This window comes from Mucilaginibacter sp. CSA2-8R, from assembly GCF_038806765.1.
In the GTDB taxonomy this organism is placed as follows: Bacteria; Bacteroidota; Bacteroidia; order Sphingobacteriales; family Sphingobacteriaceae; genus Mucilaginibacter.
Genome location: NZ_CP152389.1, coordinates 358,404 through 382,093 on the forward strand (window position 1 = coordinate 358,404; position 23,690 = coordinate 382,093).

The 23,690-nt window shown below is 39.2% G+C and carries 22 protein-coding genes; all 22 read left to right on the top strand.

What is annotated here, in order from left to right; translation table 11 throughout:
- Positions 1–6: 6 nt before the first annotated feature.
- A complete protein-coding gene (locus AAGR14_RS01565) occupies positions 7–1,251 on the top strand; it encodes an ABC transporter ATP-binding protein (RefSeq protein ID WP_342646838.1) in 1,245 nt (414 codons plus the stop codon).
- Between the two features lie 6 nt (positions 1,252–1,257).
- A complete protein-coding gene (locus tag AAGR14_RS01570; RefSeq protein WP_342646839.1) occupies positions 1,258–2,259 on the top strand; it encodes a glycosyltransferase in 1,002 nt (333 codons plus the stop codon).
- Positions 2,252–3,211: a glycosyltransferase family 2 protein gene (locus AAGR14_RS01575; RefSeq protein WP_342646840.1), complete on the top strand. Its 960-nt coding sequence runs from the start codon at positions 2,252–2,254 to the stop codon at positions 3,209–3,211. Before AAGR14_RS01570 ends, AAGR14_RS01575 begins: the two co-directional genes overlap by 8 nt.
- A 208-nt stretch (positions 3,212–3,419) precedes the next feature.
- Entirely contained in the window at positions 3,420–4,649 is a 1,230-nt protein-coding gene (locus AAGR14_RS01580; protein WP_342646841.1) for a glycosyltransferase family 4 protein, read from the top strand.
- 67 nt (positions 4,650–4,716) lie between these two features.
- A complete protein-coding gene (locus AAGR14_RS01585; protein WP_342646842.1) occupies positions 4,717–5,691 on the top strand; it encodes a glycosyltransferase family 2 protein in 975 nt (324 codons plus the stop codon).
- A gap of 26 nt (positions 5,692–5,717) precedes the next feature.
- Complete coding sequence (locus AAGR14_RS01590) at positions 5,718–6,749, top strand: glycosyltransferase family 61 protein (protein WP_342646843.1); 1,032 nt, start codon at positions 5,718–5,720, stop codon at positions 6,747–6,749.
- Positions 6,750–6,868: 119 nt separating this feature from the next.
- Complete coding sequence (locus tag AAGR14_RS01595; RefSeq protein WP_342646844.1) at positions 6,869–7,921, top strand: NAD-dependent epimerase/dehydratase family protein; 1,053 nt, start codon at positions 6,869–6,871, stop codon at positions 7,919–7,921.
- Between the two features lie 21 nt (positions 7,922–7,942).
- Positions 7,943–8,914, top strand: coding sequence for a hypothetical protein (locus AAGR14_RS01600; RefSeq protein ID WP_342646845.1), 972 nt, complete (start codon positions 7,943–7,945; stop codon positions 8,912–8,914).
- Positions 8,915–9,003: 89 nt separating this feature from the next.
- Positions 9,004–10,074 carry an NAD-dependent epimerase/dehydratase family protein gene (locus tag AAGR14_RS01605; RefSeq protein WP_342646846.1) on the top strand — a complete coding sequence of 357 codons (1,071 nt, stop codon included), beginning with the start codon at positions 9,004–9,006 and terminating at the stop codon, positions 10,072–10,074.
- Positions 10,075–10,150: 76 nt separating this feature from the next.
- On the top strand, positions 10,151–10,756 hold the full coding sequence (locus tag AAGR14_RS01610) for an acyltransferase (protein WP_342646847.1): 606 nt from the start codon (positions 10,151–10,153) through the stop codon (positions 10,754–10,756).
- Between the two features lie 60 nt (positions 10,757–10,816).
- On the top strand, positions 10,817–11,935 hold the full coding sequence (locus AAGR14_RS01615) for a glycosyltransferase (RefSeq protein WP_342646848.1): 1,119 nt from the start codon (positions 10,817–10,819) through the stop codon (positions 11,933–11,935).
- Positions 11,936–11,937: 2 nt separating this feature from the next.
- Positions 11,938–12,948, top strand: a complete 1,011-nt coding sequence (locus AAGR14_RS01620; protein WP_342646849.1) for a glycosyltransferase family A protein — start codon at positions 11,938–11,940, stop codon at positions 12,946–12,948.
- Positions 12,949–12,951: 3 nt separating this feature from the next.
- Positions 12,952–14,166, top strand: coding sequence for a glycosyltransferase (locus tag AAGR14_RS01625; protein WP_342646850.1), 1,215 nt, complete (start codon positions 12,952–12,954; stop codon positions 14,164–14,166).
- Positions 14,167–14,207: 41 nt separating this feature from the next.
- Entirely contained in the window at positions 14,208–15,170 is a 963-nt protein-coding gene (locus AAGR14_RS01630; protein WP_342646851.1) for a hypothetical protein, read from the top strand.
- Between the two features lie 282 nt (positions 15,171–15,452).
- Positions 15,453–16,577, top strand: coding sequence for a glycosyltransferase (locus AAGR14_RS01635; RefSeq protein ID WP_342646852.1), 1,125 nt, complete (start codon positions 15,453–15,455; stop codon positions 16,575–16,577).
- Between the two features lie 6 nt (positions 16,578–16,583).
- Positions 16,584–17,123, top strand: a complete 540-nt coding sequence (locus AAGR14_RS01640) for an acyltransferase (RefSeq protein ID WP_342646853.1) — start codon at positions 16,584–16,586, stop codon at positions 17,121–17,123.
- Positions 17,124–17,176: 53 nt separating this feature from the next.
- On the top strand, positions 17,177–18,460 hold the full coding sequence (locus tag AAGR14_RS01645; protein ID WP_342646854.1) for an O-antigen polymerase: 1,284 nt from the start codon (positions 17,177–17,179) through the stop codon (positions 18,458–18,460).
- A 242-nt stretch (positions 18,461–18,702) separates the two neighbouring features.
- Positions 18,703–19,674, top strand: coding sequence for a glycosyltransferase family 4 protein (locus tag AAGR14_RS01650; RefSeq protein ID WP_342646855.1), 972 nt, complete (start codon positions 18,703–18,705; stop codon positions 19,672–19,674).
- A gap of 17 nt (positions 19,675–19,691) precedes the next feature.
- The gene (locus AAGR14_RS01655; protein WP_342646856.1) at positions 19,692–20,822 is read left to right on the top strand and encodes a glycosyltransferase family 4 protein; all 1,131 of its coding nucleotides are present in this window, start codon (positions 19,692–19,694) and stop codon (positions 20,820–20,822) included.
- A 22-nt stretch (positions 20,823–20,844) separates the two neighbouring features.
- Positions 20,845–21,930 carry a glycosyltransferase family 4 protein gene (locus AAGR14_RS01660; RefSeq protein ID WP_342646857.1) on the top strand — a complete coding sequence of 362 codons (1,086 nt, stop codon included), beginning with the start codon at positions 20,845–20,847 and terminating at the stop codon, positions 21,928–21,930.
- Between the two features lie 25 nt (positions 21,931–21,955).
- Complete coding sequence (locus AAGR14_RS01665; protein ID WP_342646858.1) at positions 21,956–23,020, top strand: acyltransferase; 1,065 nt, start codon at positions 21,956–21,958, stop codon at positions 23,018–23,020.
- 22 nt (positions 23,021–23,042) lie between these two features.
- A complete protein-coding gene (locus AAGR14_RS01670; protein WP_342646859.1) occupies positions 23,043–23,612 on the top strand; it encodes a WcaF family extracellular polysaccharide biosynthesis acetyltransferase in 570 nt (189 codons plus the stop codon).
- Positions 23,613–23,690 lie beyond the last annotated feature (78 nt).

A 23,690-nucleotide genomic window follows, 5' to 3' on the forward strand; every position in this document is an offset into this window, starting at 1 on the left:
GTTTTCATGAGTAAAGTAGTAATTAAGGTTGAAGATCTCTCTAAACAATATCGGTTAGGTGAAATCGGGACGGGCTCGCTGGCTCACGATATCAACCGTTGGTGGTATAATGTTAGAGGGAAAGAAGATCCTTATTTAAAAATAGGTGAAACCAACGACCGGACCAAGGTTGGCAATAGTCAATATGTATGGTCTTTAAAAGATATAGATTTTTCTATAAAGCAAGGTGATGCTGTAGGTATCATTGGGCGTAACGGTGCAGGTAAAAGTACTTTGTTAAAAGTGCTTAGCCGTGTTACTGCTCCTACTACCGGATCAGTAAAAGTAAAAGGGCGTATTGCCAGTTTATTAGAAGTAGGTACGGGTTTTCACCCTGATTTAAGCGGACGCGACAATATATTTTTAAACGGCGCTATTTTAGGGATGCGCAAAGACGAAATAAAACGCAAGTTTGACGAAATTGTAGATTTCGCAGGCGTTGAGCGTTATGTAGATACGCCGGTAAAACGTTACTCATCGGGTATGTACGTACGTCTTGCTTTTGCTGTAGCAGCGCACTTAGAGTCTGAAATTCTTATTGTTGACGAAGTTTTAGCGGTAGGCGATTCTGAGTTCCAAAAGAAGTGCTTGGGCAAAATGGACGACGTAAGTAAAGGTGAGGGTAGAACCGTTTTATTCGTAAGCCATAACATGGCTTCGATAAAAAATTTATGTACCTCAGGTATATACCTAAAAAACGGTGGTTTGGAATATTCAGGCGGGATAGATCAAGCAATAGCGATGTACTCAGATTTTTATGCTAATAATCTTTCTTCTGAGTACGATTGCACAGAAAGCAAAAAACCGATACATATTAAACATGCTTCATTGAGAAGTAACGGTAAAAAGGTAAGTGAGGTGGATTCAACAATGGCTAACCTTGAATTATATTGCGAAATTCAAAGTAACATCCAGGCCGAAGAACTGATGACCGGATTTACCGTTTATGATTCAAATGGGTTAGCGTTATTATCGACATCACATTTTAAAATATCAAATTTTAGCGGTAATGTTATAAAGGCGGCTGTTCAAATACCTTTGTATAATTTAAAGCCTGGGGCCTATTACATTGATGGTGGAGTGTGGAATAAAGATGCAATGCTTGATTTACAAGATCACTTATTCTCGTTTAAAGTAGTAGAAGAAGATAAGAAAAATAAAGAAAGTAAGGGTATAATACTTGTACCTGACACTTGGAGTCATGTTTCTTAATACGTTATGACCGGAATTTCTGTCGTTATTTGTTGTTACAACAGCTCTACCAGATTAAAAGAAACATTAGAGGGGCTTAGTCGCCAGAGCTTAAAAGGAATTCCTTGGGAGATTGTACTGGTAGACAACGGATCTACCGATGATACTATAAATACAGCGATAAGTGAGTGGAACAATTATGCTAAACATGATGTAAAACTAATTATCGTAAAAGAGTCTCGGCAGGGATTATCTTTCGCAAGAGAGTCGGGGATCATTAAGGCACAACATGAATTGATTCTGTTTTGCGATGATGATAATTGGTTAGATGACCATTATTTGGAGATTGCTCATCAAATAATGGCAGATAATCCGGGTGTTGGTGGTTTAGGCGGGCATAATATCGGTGTTTGCGACAGCGGAAGGTTTCCTGAATGGTGGGACGAATATCAACAAGGTTATGCTGTTGGCAGGCAAGCTGAACATAATGGCATACTGAAACACCGGATGTACTTATGGGGTGCAGGTTTAGTGTCAAGAAAGTCTTTGTTATTAAAAACTTTTGATAGCAGGTACCCGTCACTTCTTAAAGATAGAAGTGGGAATGAATTGAGTTCAGGCGGAGATTCTGAGATATGTGCACGTATTTTATTATTAGGATATAGTTTGTATTATGATGATCGGCTTAAGCTGAAACACTATATGACTAATGATAGGCTACAACTAAAATATAGGGAAAGACTTTTTGACGGACATACAAAATCCCTTGGTGTACTTAGAGAGTACCACGATGTCATTGTCTATAATTCAATGAGCTTTTTTACAAAATTGGGGATCGTTTTAGAAAGCCTATTTTTTATTTTCGCTATATCCCTTAAAATTTCTGGCAGGGGTAAACAGCAATACTATAACAATTTATATAAAATCTTTAACTGGAACGCTATCCCCGCAAGTGCCACCGTTAGAGGTATAGTTGAGTTTAAGGACTTTTCTGTTAATCAAAAGAAAAAAATAGCATATAATGGCTAATTATCCCAAAATTTCAATAATTACACCTTCGTATAATCAAGGCGAATTTTTGGAAAAAACAATACTGTCAGTTATCGGTCAGGAATACCCCAATCTTGAATACATAATAGTTGATGGCGGGAGCGCAGACAACAGCGTCGAGATAATAAAAAAGTATGAAAGTAAAATTACATACTGGGTATCCGAAAAAGATAAGGGCACTTATGATGCCAATAATAAAGCTCTTGAGAAAGTAACCGGCGACTACTGGTGTGTAGTTAATTCTGACGATTTATTGTTACCCAATTCGCTGCACACACTTGGCAGATATATTAACGAACAACCTAAGCAAAAATGGTTTTGCGGCGGTGTTCAATATATAGACGAGCATGGTATTGAGACTGGACGAGAGCTTCCTAAACCAAATAATCCGGTTGCTGGCTTCACATTTTTAAGAGGTACTTGGGTATCTCACCCTACCGTTTTTTTACACCGGGATCTTATAACGGAAGTTGGGTCATTTCACAAATGGCATTTAATGGATTTGAATTATTGGCTGAGATTAGAGAAAGCCGGGTATTCTCCGTTTATTATTCCAGAATATATCGCTGCTTTGCGCCTGCATTCCAATTGCAAGAGTAATGATAGAATTAAGTTGCAGGGCGAGTACATGAAAATTTATAACACTTTTGTTAGCGAGAATAATTTAAGTAACCATCCTGATGTTAAGGTGAGCAGTAAACAACTATACATCTACAATACCAAGATGGAAAATGAGAATTATGTTGTTAATAGAAATGAGCAACCTCCTGCTAATACATTATTTAAGCTTTTAGTTAAGGAGCCGTCGGTTTTGACAAAAAAATGGTATTGGGGGTTGGTAAAACGAATGCTTTTTGGTGTACATAAAAACGACCCTTTATTGTCTTTATACGACCAAAAGGACAATAAATCTAATTGGGAAAATAAATAAGTTCTGTCGTTATCTTTATAATAGAAAGTAGACTTTAAGAAACCAGTAATTTCCAAAGCAGCGTCAGTGTATCGTACATCCATAGTCAGGCTTATGTTATTGAGTGTTGCTGTCTGCAGATGGTAACAAAAACAATCATAATTAGATATTTCATCACAAAAGCACTAAATGTTTGACGCAGGTAAAATATAATACTTGCACCAATAGAATGGCAAAAATACTTATTATATCACCTGTTGCAACGCATCCTCAGGATGCGGGACATAAATCAAGAATATATAGTATTGCAGAAAATTTACGTCAACATAAGCACGAAGTAGCCATTTTAGTTGTTTCTGAAATAAATGATGCTGAAAGTGCAGCCATGAGCAACTACTGGGGAAATTCGTTATACCAGTATATACCCTATAATTTTGAGTCTTTTTCTTTCTTTCAAAAAGCGTCCATCAAACTAAAATATTTTCTCTTCAATTCGCTGAAGAAAAAACAGAAAGCGGAATACGATAAAACCTATACCGAAGAACAAAACAAGCATAATCATCTTATTGACGATTCTTATTGTTTTGGTTTGAGTGTTTATCTCAAACAATTACAGGCAAAAGAAGCATTTGACGTTGTAATTACCGAATACGTGGCGTTATCGTTAGCTTTAGAAAGCTTCGATCATAAAGTATTAAAAGTACTGGATACACACGATGTGTTTACAGACAGGTATAAAATGTACCTTGAAAGAAATTTACCTTATGATTGGTGGAGCTTTTTTCGGGGAGAAGAAGCTAAAGGGTTAAATAGAGCAGATATAATTTTTGCCATACAAAACCAGGAAAAGCAGCAGCTTCAGCAAATTACCCAAAAGCCGGTAAAACTACTTGGCCATATTGTTCCGGCAAAAAAGTTACCTGCCCACGGGTTCGGCAAGATTATCGTATTTGTTGGTGTAAATAACAGCGTTAATGTACAGGGCATTAATCATTTCATAAAAGAAATATTGCCGCATATTAAAGCTTCACACCCCGATGTGCGTTTATTGCTGGCCGGCAACATCGTAAAGGCGAAAGATGAGGTGTTGCATGATACCAATGTTGAGTTTACAGGGATATACAACGAATCGCACGAGCCTTACCTATTGGCCGATATAGTGATAAACCCGGTAATTATAGGTACAGGGCTAAAAATCAAAACTATAGAGGCAATATCTTTTGGCCTGCCATTAATATCTTTTCAATCGGGGGTAGATGGTTTGCCAGAAAGCGATGCGCATCCTTATTTTATAAAATGTAACAGCGACGCTGAGTTTGTAAGCAGTTTACTGGAGGTAATGAGTGATGCCGGACGCAGAAAGCAGCTTTCTGAAAATGCCCGTCGCTTTATAAGCCAGTATAATGAGGAGGCTGCTTCAGATTTGCTGGATGCCGTTAATAAGCACATGCAAAAATAAAGAAACACATTTTAGTCGTAAACTTTAAACCAAAATGCCAAATAGCCAACCTCAAATTTCAGTAATATTGCCCGCATACAATTGCGAGCGTTATATTGGCGGAGCTATAGAAAGTATTCTGAAACAAGAATTTACAAATTTTGAGTTTATTGTTATCAATGATGGGTCTTCAGATAATACGGCAAGCATAATTAAATCTTATACCGATCCTCGCATTCGTTATTCAGAAAATCCTGGCAATATGGGTATTGTGGGCACCCTTAACCGTGGAATTAGCATGGCAACCGCTCCCTATATTGCCCGCATGGATGCAGATGACGTATCTTACCCCGAACGTTTTACGCTGCAATACCAGTTTATGGAATCTCATCCGGAGGTAGCCGTTTGCGGGGCATTTTTAAAGGTGATGGATAAAGAAGAAATTGTTCGATATCCTGAGCAGCACGATGATATTTTTTACGAGCTTTTAATAAATAACGTTATTGCACACCCGGTAGTAATGTTTCGTAAAAGCATATGGGACAAGCATCAGCTGCAGTACCAGGAAAACTGGTTTCCGGCCGAAGATTATATGCTTTGGGTAAAATTTGCCCATTGTGGCAAATTGCACAATTTGCAATTGCCATTGCTGGATTACAAAATTCATGAAGCCTCTATAAGCGTTTCAAAAAAGGGCCTGCAGAATCAAAAAGTGACAGAGATAAAATGTGTGCATTTGCTGGATTCATTAAAGCTTTATAATGAACATAACTTTACTATTTTAGAGCAGGCATTATCGTTCCGCTTTTCAGACACGATAGCCTATGTTCACCAGCTTAATAAACTGTTTAAACAAATTGTAGAGGCTAATAACAACCTTCTGGCTTTTCCAAAAGAAAATTTGGAGAAATTGTTATCTATGTACTGGTATGTGGCCTGTCAGAAAGCTTTACGCAATGGCCTTAAAGTTTTAGGTGTTTATACATCAAACAGGCTTTATAATACGCCATATTTTATCAAATTAATATTACATTACGTCAGCGGTTTGAGAAAAGCATCTTAGCTGGCAGATAAATAAAATCAGTAATAGTGACGTTAACGCAAGCATCAAAACAACCAATTTATCAGCCTAACGAAAAGTATCTGACCGTACCCGCTATCAGTAATGATACTGGTGGTTCAGTTATGCCTAATTTTGAGGTGGTTAGCTATGTCAATGCGCTGGTAACACCTATTAAGCATGTTTTTGTTAAAGGCAGGTATGTTCCTACCGGATTACTTACTACTAATGATGATAAAAAACTTTCAGTAGCTCAACAGATTTATTTTTATTTAAAATTCAGGTTTTTTACCGAGGTAAAAAAAGTGAGCGGCCCTTGCTTTTTAGCTTATGATGGGTGGAGCGAAAATTATTATCACTGGATGTGTGAGGTTATGCCACGCCTGTATATGATGAGCCAACAGTATCCTGAAGGCAGAGTTATTTTACCTGAAAACGTGCAGCGCCATTCGTTTGTCACTGAGTCTCTCGCACTGTTAAAGCTTCCAATACTTTCTATTGATACTACTGTAAGCTACCGTTATGAGCAATTGGTTACTGTTAAAACTGATCCGCCTTTTGGTAATCCAAGTTCGGTATTAGTTACAGGTCTGAGTAAGCAATTGCGGGGTAATCTGCAGTTAAATACACAAGTGAGTGCTGACCGGAAAATATTTATTTCTCGTGCCAAGGCCGAAAGGCGTAACATCGTTAATGAAGCGGATATCACCGCCCTTTTAGTTAAACACGGATATGAGGTTGTTTACACCGAAAATTTATCATTTACCGAACAGGTAAAATTATTTGCCGGTACAGTATCATTGGTATCACTTCATGGAGCCGGGTTAACTAATATAATATTTATGCCCGCCGGAAGTAAGGTTCTGGAAATACGCGACAGTAATTGGAAAACTAATCCGTTATGCTATTGGTGGCTGGCTAATATTTTAAAAATTAAATGGAGTTATAATATTGGCGAGATGGTGCCCAGCGCATATCATCTTAATGATCCAAATTTTAATAATATTAATATAAATTATGAGTCGTTTGTAAATGACTTTGGTAACTTTGAATTATTGTAACAGCTGGGCACTGGTATGAGAACTCTTATAAACAATTAATAATTGCTATATTGCAATGGATTTCTAATTGTAATAATAATTTAATAAAAAACTGCTTAGAGATTTAAGAAAAACATAATATGCGGAAACTTATCGTAACGGGTTCATCAGGCCTAATCGGCTCTGAGGTTTGTAAACATTTTCATTCATTAGGATGGCAAATATTTGGAATTGACGGCAATCAGCGAGTGGTTTTTTTTGGTGAAAAAGGCGATACCCGCTGGAACCAGAAACAGCTTGAAACCGCGCTGCCCAATTTCAAGCATATTGAACTTGATATAAGAAACCGCCAGGGCGTTTTAGATATCATCAAAGAAATAAAACCGGATGCTATTGTGCACACTGCTGCGCAGCCAAGTCATGACCGTGCTGCCGCTATTCCGTTTGATGATTTTGACACTAATGCAGTTGGTACCTTTAACATGCTCGAAGCTACCCGCCAATATTCTACCGCAATTCCTTTTGTGCATTTATCTACCAATAAAGTATATGGCGATGCACCTAACTACATTCCTATGGTAGAGCAGGAAACACGTTGGGAATATGCCGATGAGCAATATTTAACCGGTATCCCGGAAACGTTTTCAATCGATCAAAGCAAACACTCCCTGTTTGGTGCATCTAAAGTTGCAGCCGACGTTTGTGTTCAGGAGTACGGTCGTTATTTTAATATGCCAACCTGCGTTTTACGCGGTGGTTGCTTAACCGGCCCAAGCCATAGCGGTGTTGAGTTACATGGCTTTTTAAGCTACTTAATTAAATGTAACCTTACCGGTACTAACTATACCATTTACGGTTACAAGGGCAAGCAGGTGCGTGATAATATCCATAGTTATGACGTGTCAAGGTTTGCCGAAGAATTTATTAACGCGCCACGTGTGGCTGAGGTTTACAACATTGGCGGTGGCAAGCAAAATACCTGTTCGATTTTAGAGGCTTTCAAGATAGCCGAGAAATATTCAGGTCTGGAAATGAAGTATACTTACTCTGATCAGAACCGCGAGGGCGACCATATATGTTATTACAGCGATTTGCGTAAAATGAGAGAGCATTATCCAAATTGGGATATTACTATTTCGTTAGATGAAACCATCAGGCAAATTGTTGAAGCCTGGAAAAATCGTTTAGATTAATTGCTATTTGCTTAAAAGCTGATGAACCGCAATCTGGAAAATGTATTAAAGGCGTCAAGAAAAGTATATCAGCGTATAGCGCCGTTAGATCCTTTCGGGCTTACCGACGAGCTTGTGCAATATAAAGGCCAGGCTGGGTCAGATCTGATCAAGGAAAAGCTGATGGGCGATGCTCCGGCGATGATTGCCCGTTTCGGCATGGTTGAACTGCATTGCTTACTAAATTATCATTTTGTTAAGCAGCAAAAGGCTTTGCCTTCAAAGGTATTTGATTACATCAGCGGCAGGTCTTTCCCATTCTGGTGGGATTCGGCTGTAGCCAGAGAAATGTCTAAAAATGCCGGATTTATCAACCCGACATTTGCCAACCTGGAGCAGTTTGCCAAGCTGATGGAGAATGATATGACTTATGTTGACGTACTGGCTTCATGGATGCGTGGCGAAAATGTATTTTTTGACCGGATGCCCAATGTTTCTACCATCAGCATTTGGGGTATTGAGCCCTTTAAGCACGCCAATCCCTGGAGTGAGGCCTTAGCAGGTAAAAAAGTGCTGGTAGTTCATCCCTACGAGTACAGCATCAAAAAACAGTATGCCCAAAGGGAAAAACTATTTGCAGACCCAAGGGTGTTACCTGAGTTTGAACTCAAAACCATCAAAGCGGTACAATCAATAGCCTTTAGCGAAACGCCATATAAAACATGGTTTGAAGCCTTGGATTATATGAAGCGTCAAATTTCAGAAACGGATTTTGATATTGCCATTATTGGCTGCGGTGCCTACGGGTTTCCACTGGCTGCCCATGTAAAAAGGATGGGTAAAAAAGCAGTACACCTGGGTGGAGCCACTCAGGTGCTTTTTGGTATTTCGGGTAGGCGTTGGGAAGATGATCCTTATTTTAAAGATAATTTCATCAACCAGTATTGGATTAAACCAGACGCAACAGAAACTCCAAAACAGTTTGCCAAAATTGAGGACGGCTGCTACTGGTAATGCCCGGCTTTGTAGCATTTAAAGCAAAGAGATGCAACATTATAATGCTATTGGTGCAGGCAATTAAAAAAATAACCTTTACACAAAAAATGAAGATATTAATTACAGGTATTTGCGGTTTTGCAGGTTCAACACTGGCCAAAGCTTTACTGGAGGCTAACGAGGGTTACGAAGTATTTGGTATAGATAATTTTATCCGTTCGGGCACCTGGTTAAACAAACCGGTTTTAGAAGCATTAGGCGTTAAAATTTTTTATGGCGATATTAGGCAAGCCAGCGATCTGGAAATTTTGCCCAAAGCAGACTGGGTGATCGATGCTGCCGCTAATCCAAGTGTGCTGGCAGGTTTTGATGGTAAAACCAGCAGTTCACAACTAATTCAGCACAACCTGATAGGTACAATTAACTTGCTGGAGTATTGCAAGCAACACCAGGCAGGTTTTGTATTGCTATCAACCAGCCGTGTATACTCTATACCTGGCTTGGCAGAGTTAGAAATGACTGTAAAAAATAAAGCTTACTTCCCGCAAGAGGGCGCTGCAATGCCTGCAGGCTTAAGTATAAAGGGAGTAGCCGAAAATTATTCAACCCAGGCACCGGTTTCTTTATATGGCTGTACCAAATTAGTGTCAGAGCAATTGGCTATTGAGTACGGTTTATCTTTTGATTTTCCGGTATGGGTAAACCGTTGTGGCGTTATGGCCGGGGCTGGTCAGTTTGGGCATCCCGGACAAGGTATATTTGCCTACTGGATACATAGTTTTAAGGAAAAAAAACCACTAAAATACATTGGTTTCGGCGGTACAGGTTACCAGGTAAGAGACTGTTTGCACCCGCGCGATTTGGTAAGCTTATTAAAAGCCCAATTTGCCGAACCACTGCAAAGCACAAAACCACGTATCAGTAACATCAGCGGTTGTACCGAAAACAGTATGTCGCTCGCACAGCTTACCGATTGGTGTACTGGCCGGTTTGGCGAGCATGAAGTTATTGCTACAAATACAGAGCGTAAATTTGATATCCCATGGATGGTTTTAGATTCAAGTCAGGCTAAAGAAGTGTGGGGCTGGAGTCCGGAAACACCAATTGAGGCTGTTTTGGAAGACATTGCTGCTTTTGCCGAAACGCAGGATAAATGGTGTGAATTATCTGCTTCTTAATTGGAGCAGCGCAACCATGACATTGATAATCGAATTAGCTTAAAAGAGCGGCTAAATTATCAACTTCATTGTAAGAATGGCAACAGACAAAAAAAATAGCCTGCTCAAAGTTTTTTTCAAAGCAGGATATATCCTCCGGAAAAAAATTGAAGGCTATAAGCTGCGGTACAGGTTTCACGAAACACAATATTTGTTTGGAGATAGGATAAGCTTGCCTGCCCATTATTATTTCCCGAAGTTTCCTGAATTTAATTTTGATTTTTCGGCAAGTAAGATCATTATTCATGAGGGTGTTGCCTGCAGAGGAGGTTTGAACTTTGTTTTTAACAATAATAGCCTGATTGAGGTTGGAGAAAATACTTACTTTAATAACAACTGCTCTGTTAATGCCCTTGAATCTGTACAAATAGGTAGCAACTGTTTATTTGGTGAGGGGGTTAAGGTATACGATCATAATCACCAGTTCAGGCAGGAGGGGGTACTAACCAAGGATCAGGGATACAGCACAGCCGCCGTTAAAATAGGTGATAATTGCTGGCTCGGGTCAAACGTGGTTGTTTTAAAGGGGGTAGTGATTGGCGACAATTGCGTTATTGGTGCAAACTGTACGGTTTACCAAAATGTACCTGCTAACTCTGTTTTGGTTAACGGCTCAAAAAATACGATAAAGCAATATGCCTGACCGGATATATTATCGTTGCGCTATGCTGCTTTAATATAGATTATATTCGAGATTACATTCATGAAAATAGCCATCATATCTACTATTGAAAATTACAGTTGGGCTGGAACCGAGGAGGTATGGGCATTATTTGCTAAACAGGCTTTAAGTAACGGGCATGATGTTATGTTGGCTGCACACCATAAGGTAGCCGGAAGCGACAATGTAAAAATGCTTGTGCAGGCCGGCCTTAAAGTGGTGCAGCGGCATCCTTTCAGGCCCATGCGCATCTATTTAGCTAAAGAAAAATTTAGTACCGAGATGAAGGCGTTGATTGATTTCAAGGCCGACGTTGTATTGATTAATTCGGGCTCATTATTCGATGTAATCAATCTACCATATGTATATCGCGTTTGTAATTTAATAAAGGCACCTAAAGTGTTTTTTTGTCATTTTGTTGCCGAAACGCTTATACCTACAAATTATAAACAACTGCAAAGCTTTTTCAGCACTATGGATAGTGTGTTGTTTGTTTCTGAACATAACAAAAACCTTGCTGAGCGGCAGTTGGCAATGAAATTTAAGAATGCCGCCGTAATTGCTAATGGCTCAAAACAAGTTTTAACCGAGCCTATATCTTGGCCAGACGGCGATACCATTAATTTTGCTATTGTAGCAAGATTGGAGATCATGTGGAAAGGGCATGATGTTTTGTTGGAAACACTTAGCAAGCCTGTGTGGCGTAATAGAAAGTGGCAGTTAAATATATATGGTGAAGGTCCGGATATTGACTATATTAAAGATTTAATAGCCTTTTACGGGTTAGGAGACAAAGTGTTCCTTAAGGGGTACGTTTATGATATAAAGCAAGTTTGGGCCAATAATCATGCAATGCTGTTGCCTACCCGGGGTGAGGGCATGCCTTTAGCAGTGATTGAAGCCATGATGTGTGGCCGGCCGGTAATTACCACAGATGCCGGCGGAAACCTGGAGATATTAGAAACTGGAGTAAACGGATGGGTTGCTGATGCTGCTACCTCGTTGTCTTTCGGAAAAATTTTAGAGCAAGCTTGGAGGGTTTTGCCCGAATGGAAAAATATAGGGATTGCTGCTCATGTAAGAGCATTGAAATTAGTAAAGGATGACCCGGCTGGCAGATTAATACAACTTTTACAGAGAATTACCTCTCCCAATAATTAAAAATGCCACCTAAAATCTCTGTTATTATACCTAACTACAATCGGGCAGCCATTATAGGCGAAACGATTGATAACATGCTTTCGCAAACGCTTAAGCCACACCAGATAATTGTAGTGGATGACGGATCGGCAGATGATTCGATAAAGGTTGTTAAAGGCTTTGGTGATAAAGTTATACTAATTGAGCAAAAAAATGCAGGACCCGGCGCCGCACGTAATGCCGGTTTAAAAATAGCCACCGGTGATTTTATTCAGTTTATGGATAGTGATGACTTAGCTTCATTAAATAAGCTTGAGGTACAGGTACAGGCCTTAATACAGCATAATGCTGATATAGTATTGGGGCCTTGGCTAAAAGCCTGGATGGAAGATAAAACCATGCGGTTGGAAAACGTGGTTTTACAGCAAAAACCATTGCCCTCTACCCATACAACATTGCAATGGTTTTTAACCGGATGGTCAATGGTGTTTCAGCAAAGCCTGATAAGAAAAAGTATTTTAATAAAAGCTGGCGGTTATCGTGAGGATATAAAATATTTTGAAGACGGCGATCTGTTTGTAAAACTATTACTTGCCGGCGGTAAGTTAATATTTGAATCAGCCTCTCTTACTTTTTACCGCTTAAACGATTTTGGAAAGCTAACAGGTGATGGACAGGTGAACACAGGCAGAGCTCATGCGCAGGCTACCTTTTACCAGGATATCATCAGGCAATCAAAAACCAGCAAAGTTTTACAAGATTGCGTTGAGCTTCCTGATTTTCGGGCAAATGTGTACAATGCGTATCTGGATCTCGAAAAAAGTAATTTGCAGCTTAGCAGCGAGTATCTGGATTTGATAACTATGGCTCAGCACAGTAAGTCATCCGGCAAGTTTAGCGCATTATATAAAAAAGTACAGGCTGGCATTAAGCAGCGTATACACGGACATCGTTGGCCTGAGAGCTATCAAGCCGGGGCACTGCAGGCCCACCAAAAGCAGCTCATTACTCAAATGGGCTATAACTTAATATAACCTATGGCAAAAAGATTACTTATTGTTGAAGAAGCCTTACGTGATTTAAAGGCACATTGGTTTGAGTACATCAAAACTATCCGTAACAGTGCCATAAAATCTGGTTGGGAGGTTGATGTAGCCAGTAATGTAAATGCCGCCCCCGAAATTGTTAAGGAATTTTCGGCACTCCCTGTTTTTGAACACTCCAGGTACCTGGATAATAATAAAAGCAAGCTGCCGGGCGAAAGGCATTATGGCTTTATACTTCATAGCATGCGTACACAAAAAGTGCTCAAAGCATTATTTAAAGCGCAGAAGCCTTATGACGATGTTTTTGTACCTACGGTGTTAGTGCACCATCTTTTGGCCTGGTATTATATCATGTCATTCGACAGTAACCGGGCAAAGCATGTTACCTTATTTTTTGTAACTAATCCGGGTGTTTGGGATGCCAGTAAAAACAAAGCTTTCTTTCCTAAATCTACCGTTATATTAAAGTACCTGCTTAAATTATTTGATGGTTTAGTAAAAGCAGGTAAAGTAACCTTTGCGGTAGAAACTAAAGGCGCAAAAGCCGAATTTGAAACATTGAGCGGTTTGCCGTTTAAGCTGCTTCCGCATCCGGTGCCTTTTGAACAGGATGCAGTAACCCCGGCTGCCGAGCAAGGCCCGGTAGCCAAGCCTGTGGTTAACTTTGCCTGTTACGGGTTTGCCCGGCACGAAAAAGGCTCAGACTTATTTAAACAGGCTATCGAAGAAATACTTAAACGGTACCCTGACTTTAACGGGCATTTTCATATCCAATGGACTGATGCTTTCAAAATGCCGGATAGCAGTGACTGTACCCCCGGTAATGTACTTTTAACGCATCCTAAAGTAACGGTAATTAACCGCGCGGTAATGAGCGAGGAATATAACAAGTTACTTACCGAAACTGACTGCATGGTGTTGCCTTACCGCAATTCATCTTACCATGCACGAGTGTCGCGTGTTGCTATTGAAGCAGCCGCCAACGCTATACCGATGATTTATACCAAAGGCGGCTGGCTCGAAGAAACGGTATCAGGTTACGGTGCAGGCATTGGTATAGACGACGAGTCGGTTGAAAGCTTAATAAATGCAATACTTGAAATGCAGACAAAATTCAGCTCTTACCAGGCAACTGCAAAAACAGCTATGTTACAGGCAAGGGCTTATTATTCGCCACAACATTTTGTAAGTTTGTTATTAAATTGATAATAAGCAATATTATATAAGCTCTTTATTACGCCGACATTATGAACACAGTAACATTAGATTTTTTAAGAAAAGTATACCGTAAAGCCTTTAACAGAGGATATAACGGTGTGAACTATGCTACTGTCGATGTAAAAAATCAAGAAGCCAGCGACTTAATTAAAAGTAGATTACTATCTGATGAACCAGTAATGATATGCCGGTTTGGCTCTATAGAATTAGACTGTGTTGCCAATTATATAAGCATAAATAAAAATAAAGGAGCTTGGTTCAAATACATATCCGGTAAGATAGATGCCTATTGGTGGCAGGATAACATCATATCAGCCATGTCTAACAATGCCGGCTTTTTCCCATCCAATCCCTCAACGCTCGAAAAGTTTTCTTTATCTATGATCGAAGACATGAAGCAGGTTGATATTTTGGGCTCATGGCTGGAAAAAGAAAAACTTTTTACCAAAGAGCTGGCTCATGCAACACGTGTTCAGATAGGCGATTTGCACCCGTATAATCATGCAAACCCTTGGAGTGAGGCATTAAAAGATAAAAAGGTACTGGTTATTCATCCGTTTGAAGATAGTATTAAAAGCCAGTTTAGTAAACGCGATCTCATTTTTAAAGATCAGCGCATTTTGCCACCATTTGAGTTAAAAACCATCAAAGCGGTACAATCCATAGCGAACAATAAAACGCCGTTTAAAACCTGGTTTGATGCGCTTGACTATATGAAAGAGCAAATCGACAAAACAGATTTTGACATTGCCATACTGGGGTGTGGCGCTTACGGTTTTCCGTTAGCTGCCCATATAAAGCGGATTGGTAAAAAGGCAGTTCATCTGGGCGGACCAACGCAGGTATTGTTCGGCATTATAGGTAAGCGTTGGGAAGAAGATAAGGTTAATAGCTACGTGATGACCCATTTTGCCAACGAACACTGGGTGCGCCCTTCAGCTACTGAGACACCATCAGGTATAAAAAATGTTGAAGCTGGCTGTTACTGGTAAATTTTAAACTTAAGCGTACTTAGAGCTAAATAAGCACCCTAATTTGAGTAAATAAGTAAGACATGGTGATAATACAATGGCTTATATAATGGATACGCAGCATCTTACTTTTACTCGTTTTTTAGCAGCAATAGGAATTGTAATTTTTTATTTATTTACCATTGCTCCCTGCTGTACCGACTTTTAGTTTTAATTTTTTTTGAAAGCCGCTGCGAGAGGAAGTTAAGGCTATAAAATTTAGATAATTAGGTGGTTGGTTTTTTGCCGTAGCTCTAATTTAACATGGATATAATTATTTATAACATTAACAGCTTTGGTGGCAATTACGAGTATGCTAAGTACTTATTCGAGTCGTACCAAAAAAATCCCGAAGTAAAATCAGCTGTCTTGCTGATGCCAGAGAATGCTGTTTATAATAACCCAGGAGTCTTACGAACACTCTGTACAGACTTACCGGCTACGCAAAACAAGCTTTTTAAGAAAATACATTATCTGTATCGCAGCCTGGTCAATCCGTTCAGGCTGCTGTCTTTTCTAAAAAAGCAACCGCCGTCAGTAGTTATCTTTAATGATTTTGATCAGCGTACCGCTTGGTTTTGGGCACCTTTTTTTAAGCCTTTAAAAAAGAAGCATCAATTTGCCGTAATTTTGCACGACCCTGACCGCGACAAGTTTTTTTCTATCAAGAGCCTGTCAGAAACCAGCATGAATGCTATTATGTCTTTTATGGATGTAGCTTTTTTTCATGGCTTTTTACCTGATAAGCCTTATTACAATCATCCTTTTAAAAGAGTGGACATTCCGCATGGTATATACGATGATACCGCAATTGACGACAGCGTTTACAGGCAGGTTAAGCAAGAAGCGGGCGGAGATAAAATTATTGGTATTTTGGGCAACATCCGCGACGAAAAAAACTATAATATAGTAATTGACGCCCTGGGGCATTTAAACAATGTAAAGCTGCTCATTGCCGGTAAAGCGGCAAACTCTGGTGTTTCTACCAATGTGTACAAACAGTATGCTGCAGAAAAAGGTGTAAGCCATAAAATCATTTGGCAAGAGGGCTATTTAAGCCAGGGAGCTTTTAATGCCTGCATAACTGCAAGCGATATTGTTTTACTGTATTATAAACCTTCATTTACTTCGCAAAGTGGGGTATTAAATACCATAGCCCCTTTTAAAAAGAGATTGATTATCTCAAACGCCGAAAGCTCATTGAAAAAGTCGGTTGAGCAATATGCGCTGGGCCGGGTGCTACCGCACGATCAGCCAATTTTGTTGGCAAAAGCTGTCGAAGAATTATTATCTTTATCAGACGATCATTTTTCTGCCAATTGGAACAATTACATTGCTAATTCAAGTTGGCAAAAACACGTTTCTATTGCTGTAGAGGCGTTTAAATAGTACTGCATGAACATTAAATTGTGGGGAGGAGCCTTCCTTAATTACTTTTATAATAACCTGCTCACGCATTTTCCTTCACATTTTTTACGGAAAGCATTTTTAAGGGCGTTTAATAAAAAGATTAATAGTAGTGCTGTTATTTTAATGCACAGTCGTTTTCTAAACTTTTGGGATATAGAAATAGGCGAAAGAGTAGTAATCAATCAATACTGCTTAATGGATTGCCGCCGGTTTAAAATAAAAATTAATCACGATACGGATATTGGTCCTTACACCAAAATCTGGACATTAGGGCATAAGCCAAATTCCGAAACTCACGATTTATACGGTGGCGATGTGATGATTGATCATCACGTTTGGATAGCTTCTAATGTTACCATTTTGCCTAATGTTATTATAAATGCAGGGGCTATTGTAGCGGCTTCGGCAGTAGTTCATAAATCAATTGCGCCGTTAAATATTGTTGCTGGTAACCCCGCTACTTTTATAAAAGAAAGGGATAACCCATTAACTTACAAGTTAAGCTATACGCCAATATTAGAGTAGCAGGTAATTAGTAAATAATTGATTAAGCGTTAGGTTCTTCACAACTTCAAAAAATGGATAGAAGTCTTGTACATTTTTTTCTTTTTGCAAACTTCATTGTTGCTATCGTATACTTTTTACGTAAAAAGAATGAAGTCCCGTTTTTTCTTGCTGTTTTCAACCTGATGGTAGAGTACCGAATCTTGGCTCTCGAGAACGGTACAAGTACGTTCATATTTTATGATTATGGCATCGATTTTATATTCGATATGCAATATGCGTACATAGCGAGTGGCCTTATCACCTTAGGAACCACTATCATGCTGTATAGTTATATTGCATTCTTCAAAACTCCCGAAAAAACAATAAGAGATAATGATCAGCTTTTAAGTGCTTTTATTGATAAAAACAAAACGAAAATTATCGTTGGATTGTGTTTTTTTACGTTACTAAATATTGTATTGTCAGGCAGTGATGCCGGGAGTTACAGTTTGCTTATTAAAATAGGTAATACTTCATTTATAATATTACTCTTTTTAGTAGTGATTTATGGCAGCAAGATCTCTGGATTTGTTAAGTTGATTTATGGTCTTATATTTTGTTTCCTGGCCTATTTAACTTATAGTACTGCGATCAGGTTTCAGTTTTTAGGCTGGATTATACCCATTGGCTATTTCTTGGTACGCAATGTAAAACCCGGTAAAAAGCTGGTACTTGCTTTTAGCGGCATATTCGTCATCCTCATTGTGTTTTCACTGGCTGGCGCCATGCGTCAAGTTAGTTTAAGTGGTCTAACTGTAGAACAGATGTATGATTTAAGTATAGATCGAATGCTGATGGCAGACGATGTAAACTTTATCGATGGTTTTATGATGCTTTATCAGGTTTATCCTAAGCTGCTCGATTATGACTATGGGTTGCAGCATATCGCTATATTTTTGCGGCCTATACCCCGGTCGTTATGGCCGGGTAAGCCGCTGGCCAGTTGGGTGCGCAATTACCAGGCTAAGTATAATAACGGCGTTGTATTAGAATCTGCAGGCTTTTCACCTACTATCTGGGGGGTATTCTATTCTGAAGGTGGTATAGTAGGTATTATCATCTTCAGCGTTTTTTGGGGATGGTTATTAGGTGTTTTATATCGAAAATTCAGCAGTTTTAAATCAGATTTGTCTTATTTATTAGTAGGCATCATGATTGCCTGTCTGATACCGGTTTTTAGAAGTGGCGACATGGCCGGCGACTTTGCCATCGTTTTAATGAGTTTTTGGCCATTTATTGTTTTTGTAAGATATTATAAGAAGTTTGTTGAACGCGAACTTAAACTCGAACGATTAAAGACCCTGGCTGTAAAATGAAACGTAAGGTAATTTGTGTCCATATCGGTGCGCGGGCGCATTATCTGATACCTAAGGCACTACATTTAAAAGGTAATTTAAGTTACCTGATCACGGATACTTGGATATCTTCAGCTGCATTAAGATCGGCTTTGGTAAATAATCCGGTTAGGCTGGTCAAGTCCTTCGCCAGCAGATATTCATCCGCTATTCCATCAAACGCAGTAAAGCGGTTTAGTTTAAAATTTTTAGCCCTCGAAGTTATGCTCAGGGCTAAAAAGCTGAAAGGCTGGGACTTGATTATAGCACGCAATAATTACTTCGAAGATATTGCTAAAAATATATTTACAAAGTTACCCTCAACAGATGCCGTTTTAGGTATTAGTTATACTTCGCTTAAAGTTTTTGAGGTTGCTGCCCAACGTAATCAAAAAAAGATTTTATTTCAGATTGATCCCGGTTTAAAAGAGGAGCACATTGTAGCTGATATTGTTGCACGCTACGGACAGGTTTATACTACCCATTGGGAGCCGGCCCCTGCAACTTACTGGAACGCCTGGAGAGAAGAATGTGCTATGGCCGATGTAATTATGGCCAATTCGGCATGGAGCAAGGATGCTTTGGTAGAAGAAGGTATAGAAGAGCAAAAAATTAAGGTTGTGCCGCTGCCTTTTCAAATAGAAAAAAAGCACTACGATTTTAAAAAGCAGTATCCTTCGGGTTTCAGTAATGAACGCCCTTTGCGTTGTTTGTTCTTGGGTACACTCACTTTAAGAAAAGGCGTTCATATTGTTTTAGAAGTTGCCTCCCGGTTGGTAAATGCCCCGATAGAATTCATCATGGTAGGGCAAAATGAGCTTGACATGAAGTTGCTGGATAAGCCAAATGTTAAGTATAAGGGTGTGGCCTCAAGGGCTGATACTGACGCTTACTATCAAAGTTCTGATGTGTTTTTATTCCCTACATTATCTGACGGTTTCGGTTTAACGCAATTGGAGGCGATGGCCTGGCAACTGCCGGTTATTGCCAGCAAGCATTGCGGCGAAGTAGTGGTTGACCAAGTTAACGGCCTGGAACTTGATACTTGTGATGCTGATACCTTAGAAAAAGCTTTAACTACTTGTTTAGAGCATCCGGAAATTTTGAAAAAGACAGCTTCTAACTGTTTAGAAACTGTAAAGCAGTTTAGTCTCGAAAACTTTGCCGATAGCCTGGCTAAACTAACAGAAGAGTAACAAACCGGTATCACCTGATGATTAACAAGCCCTCACTTACCTTTTACACTAATATTCCAACGCCATATCAGCTGTCGTTTTTTAATGAGTTATCAAAGCTGTTTACGCTTACGGTAGTATATTATTCGGCTACAGAAAATAACCGCGAATGGGATTTTAACCTGGATTTTGATTACCAGGTTATAGTGTTAAAAAACAACAGCATAGCCAAAGCAGTTCAAAAAAAGATTGTTGATTTTCACTTTAGCTGGCAGATATTTAAAACCGTTTGGAGCGATAAAAGCGAAAACATTATTGTAGGCGGAAGCTACTGGATACCCAACGGCTTTTTTGCATTGTTACTCAGCCGTATTAAAGGTAAAAAGGTGGCTTACTACAGCGAGCCATTGTTTGAAGTAAAAGGTAAAATAAAATATGCCGTAAAATGGTTAATGCTGCGAATACTAACATTAACCTGTAATGCCATATTTTGCATTGGCCGAAAGGCGGCCCGCTCTTTTGAGGCTTTTGGCGTTAATACACCTAAATTTATAATTCCGTATAACATCAACAGTAAAGAGTTTATTAATATAGACGAGAGTAAGAAAAGAGATTTTATAGAGCGCTACAAACCCAATGGCGAAATCATCCTCCTTTCTTCCGGTTCGCTGATTGAACGTAAGGGAATGGATGTGCTGATTGCTGCGTTTACTCAAATTAAGCGGGACGATGCACGGCTAATCATTATTGGAGACGGTTCTCAAAAGGCCGAACTTCAAAAGTCGTATGGTGCTGATCATCGAATTATTTTAGCTGGCTTTCAAAAACCGGATGACATTCCGTATTTTTTTGCCATAGCCGATATTTTTGCTTTTGCGAGCCGTTATGACGGTTGGGCGGTGGTTATCAATGAAGCTATAGCCGCGAATTTGCCGGTAATCAGTAGCGACCATGTTGGCGCAGCTCTTGAACTGATCACATCACCTGAATTGGGAATAGTTTGCAAATCGGACAACGTAGATGATTTCAAAAGTGCTATGCAAACTCTGATCTTTGACGAAACAAAGAGAATAGAGATTAAGCAAGCATCTGTACCATTGATACCTTTAATATCGTCTGACTACTACGCAGCAAAGGTTTATGACATTTTTACCCGCCAATTAGCCTGATAGCCCACTTCTGCCACTAACTATGAAAGTATTATTGATAGGCCCTTTCCCGCTCCCGATTGATGGGTGCTCATATGCCAATAAAATATTGCAGCAAAATTTCGTGACCCAGCGGGTGGCTCATGATATGGTTAACACCAATACATCTGTTATTTCATCTAAGCAGGGTAATAAATTCTCGTTTAAAAAGGCTTTCTCTTTTATCCCGGTATACCTGGGGGCGTTCAAGATTTTTTCGAATGATGTGGTTTACCTTACGCCCGGGCAAACCTTTTTTGGTATTGTAAAATACTCTCCGTTTATATTATTGTGCATATTGCTAAACAAGCCCTATGTAATTCATGTACACGGCAATTATCTGGGTAAGCAATACCAATTACTTACCGGGGTTAAGAAAAAAATATTTCATTTTTTGTTGTCCCGGTGCGCGGCAGGTATTGTTTTGTCTAAATCACTCGTGCATAATTTTGATGATTTATTACCGCTCGATAAGGTTTTCGTTGTAGAAAATTTTGTGGATGATACGCTGTATGCAACCGTCCCGCAAAAGCCTGTTAACAAGCTCGTTATCATTTACCTCAGCAATTTAATGCGCGAAAAGGGCATATTGGATGTTTTAGACGCGTTGCTGTTGCTACAGAAAGCAAATATCCCTTTTGAGGCTACCATAGCCGGCTCTATGGAGGTGGGTATTAAGCCCGAAATTGAATCCCGGTTACAACACTTAGGTAGCTCGGTAAATTATGTCAATACCATCACCGGAGATAAAAAGAAGCAGAAACTGCAGGAAGCTAACGTTTTTATACTGCCTACTTATTACAAAATGGAGGGGCAGCCCATATCCTTATTAGAAGGCCTGGCTACCGGGAATATCATTATAAGCACGCAACATGCCGGTATTCCGGATATTATAAATGAAAAGAATGGCTATTTAGTGAAGCCGCAATCGCCGGCAGAAATTGCTGACTGTTTAAGGATTATTAATGCCGACATTACCGGCAACGTCGAAAAATTTTCAGCTTTTAACAGAAGTTATGCTGCTGCAACATTCACAGAGAAAAGATTTTTTGAAAATATATTTAAGGTACTAAAGCTTGTGGCTAAGTAATCCAACGTAAAGTATCTCAAACCAAATGGAAAAAGCCACCAGTGCAAAGCTTAGGGTGTTATCATTTATTGCCATGATAATGATCATCTATTTACATTCTTACAATCTGGCAGTTAAATTTAACGGTGTTGATGTACCCATCGCCAAAAATTACAACAGTTTTGTGCAGGTTTTTATATCAGATGGCATTACACGTATAGCGGTACCTTTATTTGCAGCCATTTCGGGTTTCTTGTTTTTTTATAACTTCAAACCGTCAACACAAGCGTTTTTAAATAAGTATAAAAAAAGGTTTAACAGTCTGTTTATCCCTTATATTTTATGGTCGGCCTGGGGATTGTTGTTCTTTTTTATTTTACAAATATTACCGCAAAGCCGCAAATTTTTCAATAGCACATTAATTAAAGACTATAGTTTAAATAAACTGCTGGAAGTGTTGTTTTGGGACCCGTTACCCTATCAGCTTTGGTTTGTACGAGACTTGTTAATACTAGTTCTACTGTCGCCGATAATATATTTGATTTTACGTTATCTTAAAATAGTTGGTCTGTTGCTATTTTTCGTGATTTGGCTTTTTGATTTTAGTCTGTTAATGTTAAAACCAGATACAATTTTCTTTTTCTCTTTTGGAGCTTACCTTTCGTTTCATGCACAAGCATTTTTGCAGAGTAGGTATCCAGGTTTAGCAAAGGTTGCGTTAGTGCTTTACATCGTGTTGCTGATGGTAAAAACATGGTTTTTTCAAATAAACTACACACCAAATTTCGCGCCTTTCCTGTTAAAAGGTGTAATAGTGTGTGGTGCTTTTGCTGCGTGGTATTTATATGATTTTGTAACCGAAAATCGTGATATCAGTAATAGTACATTTTACCAATACTCCGGTTTTTCATTCTTTTTGTATGCTTTTCATGAGCCGGTGCTTACATTGTTTAAGAAAGGTACATTAGCCGTTATTGGCAAGAGCCAGGTGGCCATGTTTGCCGCTTACTTGGTTTTGCCATTAATTGTTATTACACTGGCATTGATAACAGGAGCAATTCTAAAAAAATACATGTCCGGCTTTTATAGTCTTCTAACGGGTGGACGCTAAAAAACGATATTTACTCAATACTATGGCTACAGATTTATCAAAATTTGATACCGGAAAATATAATGTAGGAGCCGGAAAGCTTAAAGTATTAAGCTGGTACCTGATTAATAATTACATGTTTAATAGTCCGCTGCCCTGGCCGGGTAAATTAAAGCTATCTATTTTACGGGCCTTTGGTGCTAAGGTGGGTTCAGGTATTGTGTTAAAACCTGGTGTACGCATTAAAAACCCCTGGCGTTTGAGCATCGGCGATAATTGCTGGATCGGTGAATCAGTATGGATTGATAACCTCGAAGATGTAGTTATAGGGGCAAATGTTTGCCTTTCGCAAGGAGCGATGCTATTGACCGGAAACCACGATTATACTTTATCTGATTTTCCTTACCGCTTAGGTAAAATTGTTTTGGAAGATGGCGTATGGATTGGTGCACAAAGTGTAGTTTGCCCGGGAGTAACATGCCTTTCTCATGCTATCCTGACTGTAAATTCGGTGGCCACCAAGCAACTCGAGCCTTATAAAATATATGCAGGTAATCCTGCAGTTTTGATAAGGGAGCGTAAATTCAAAACCGAGGATGTTATTGGTTTATGAAAAAGTAATGAGTTGAACCAGTAAATGAAAATTGATTTTATTTCTATCTGGTTGAGTTAACAACTCTGATAAGTTTAT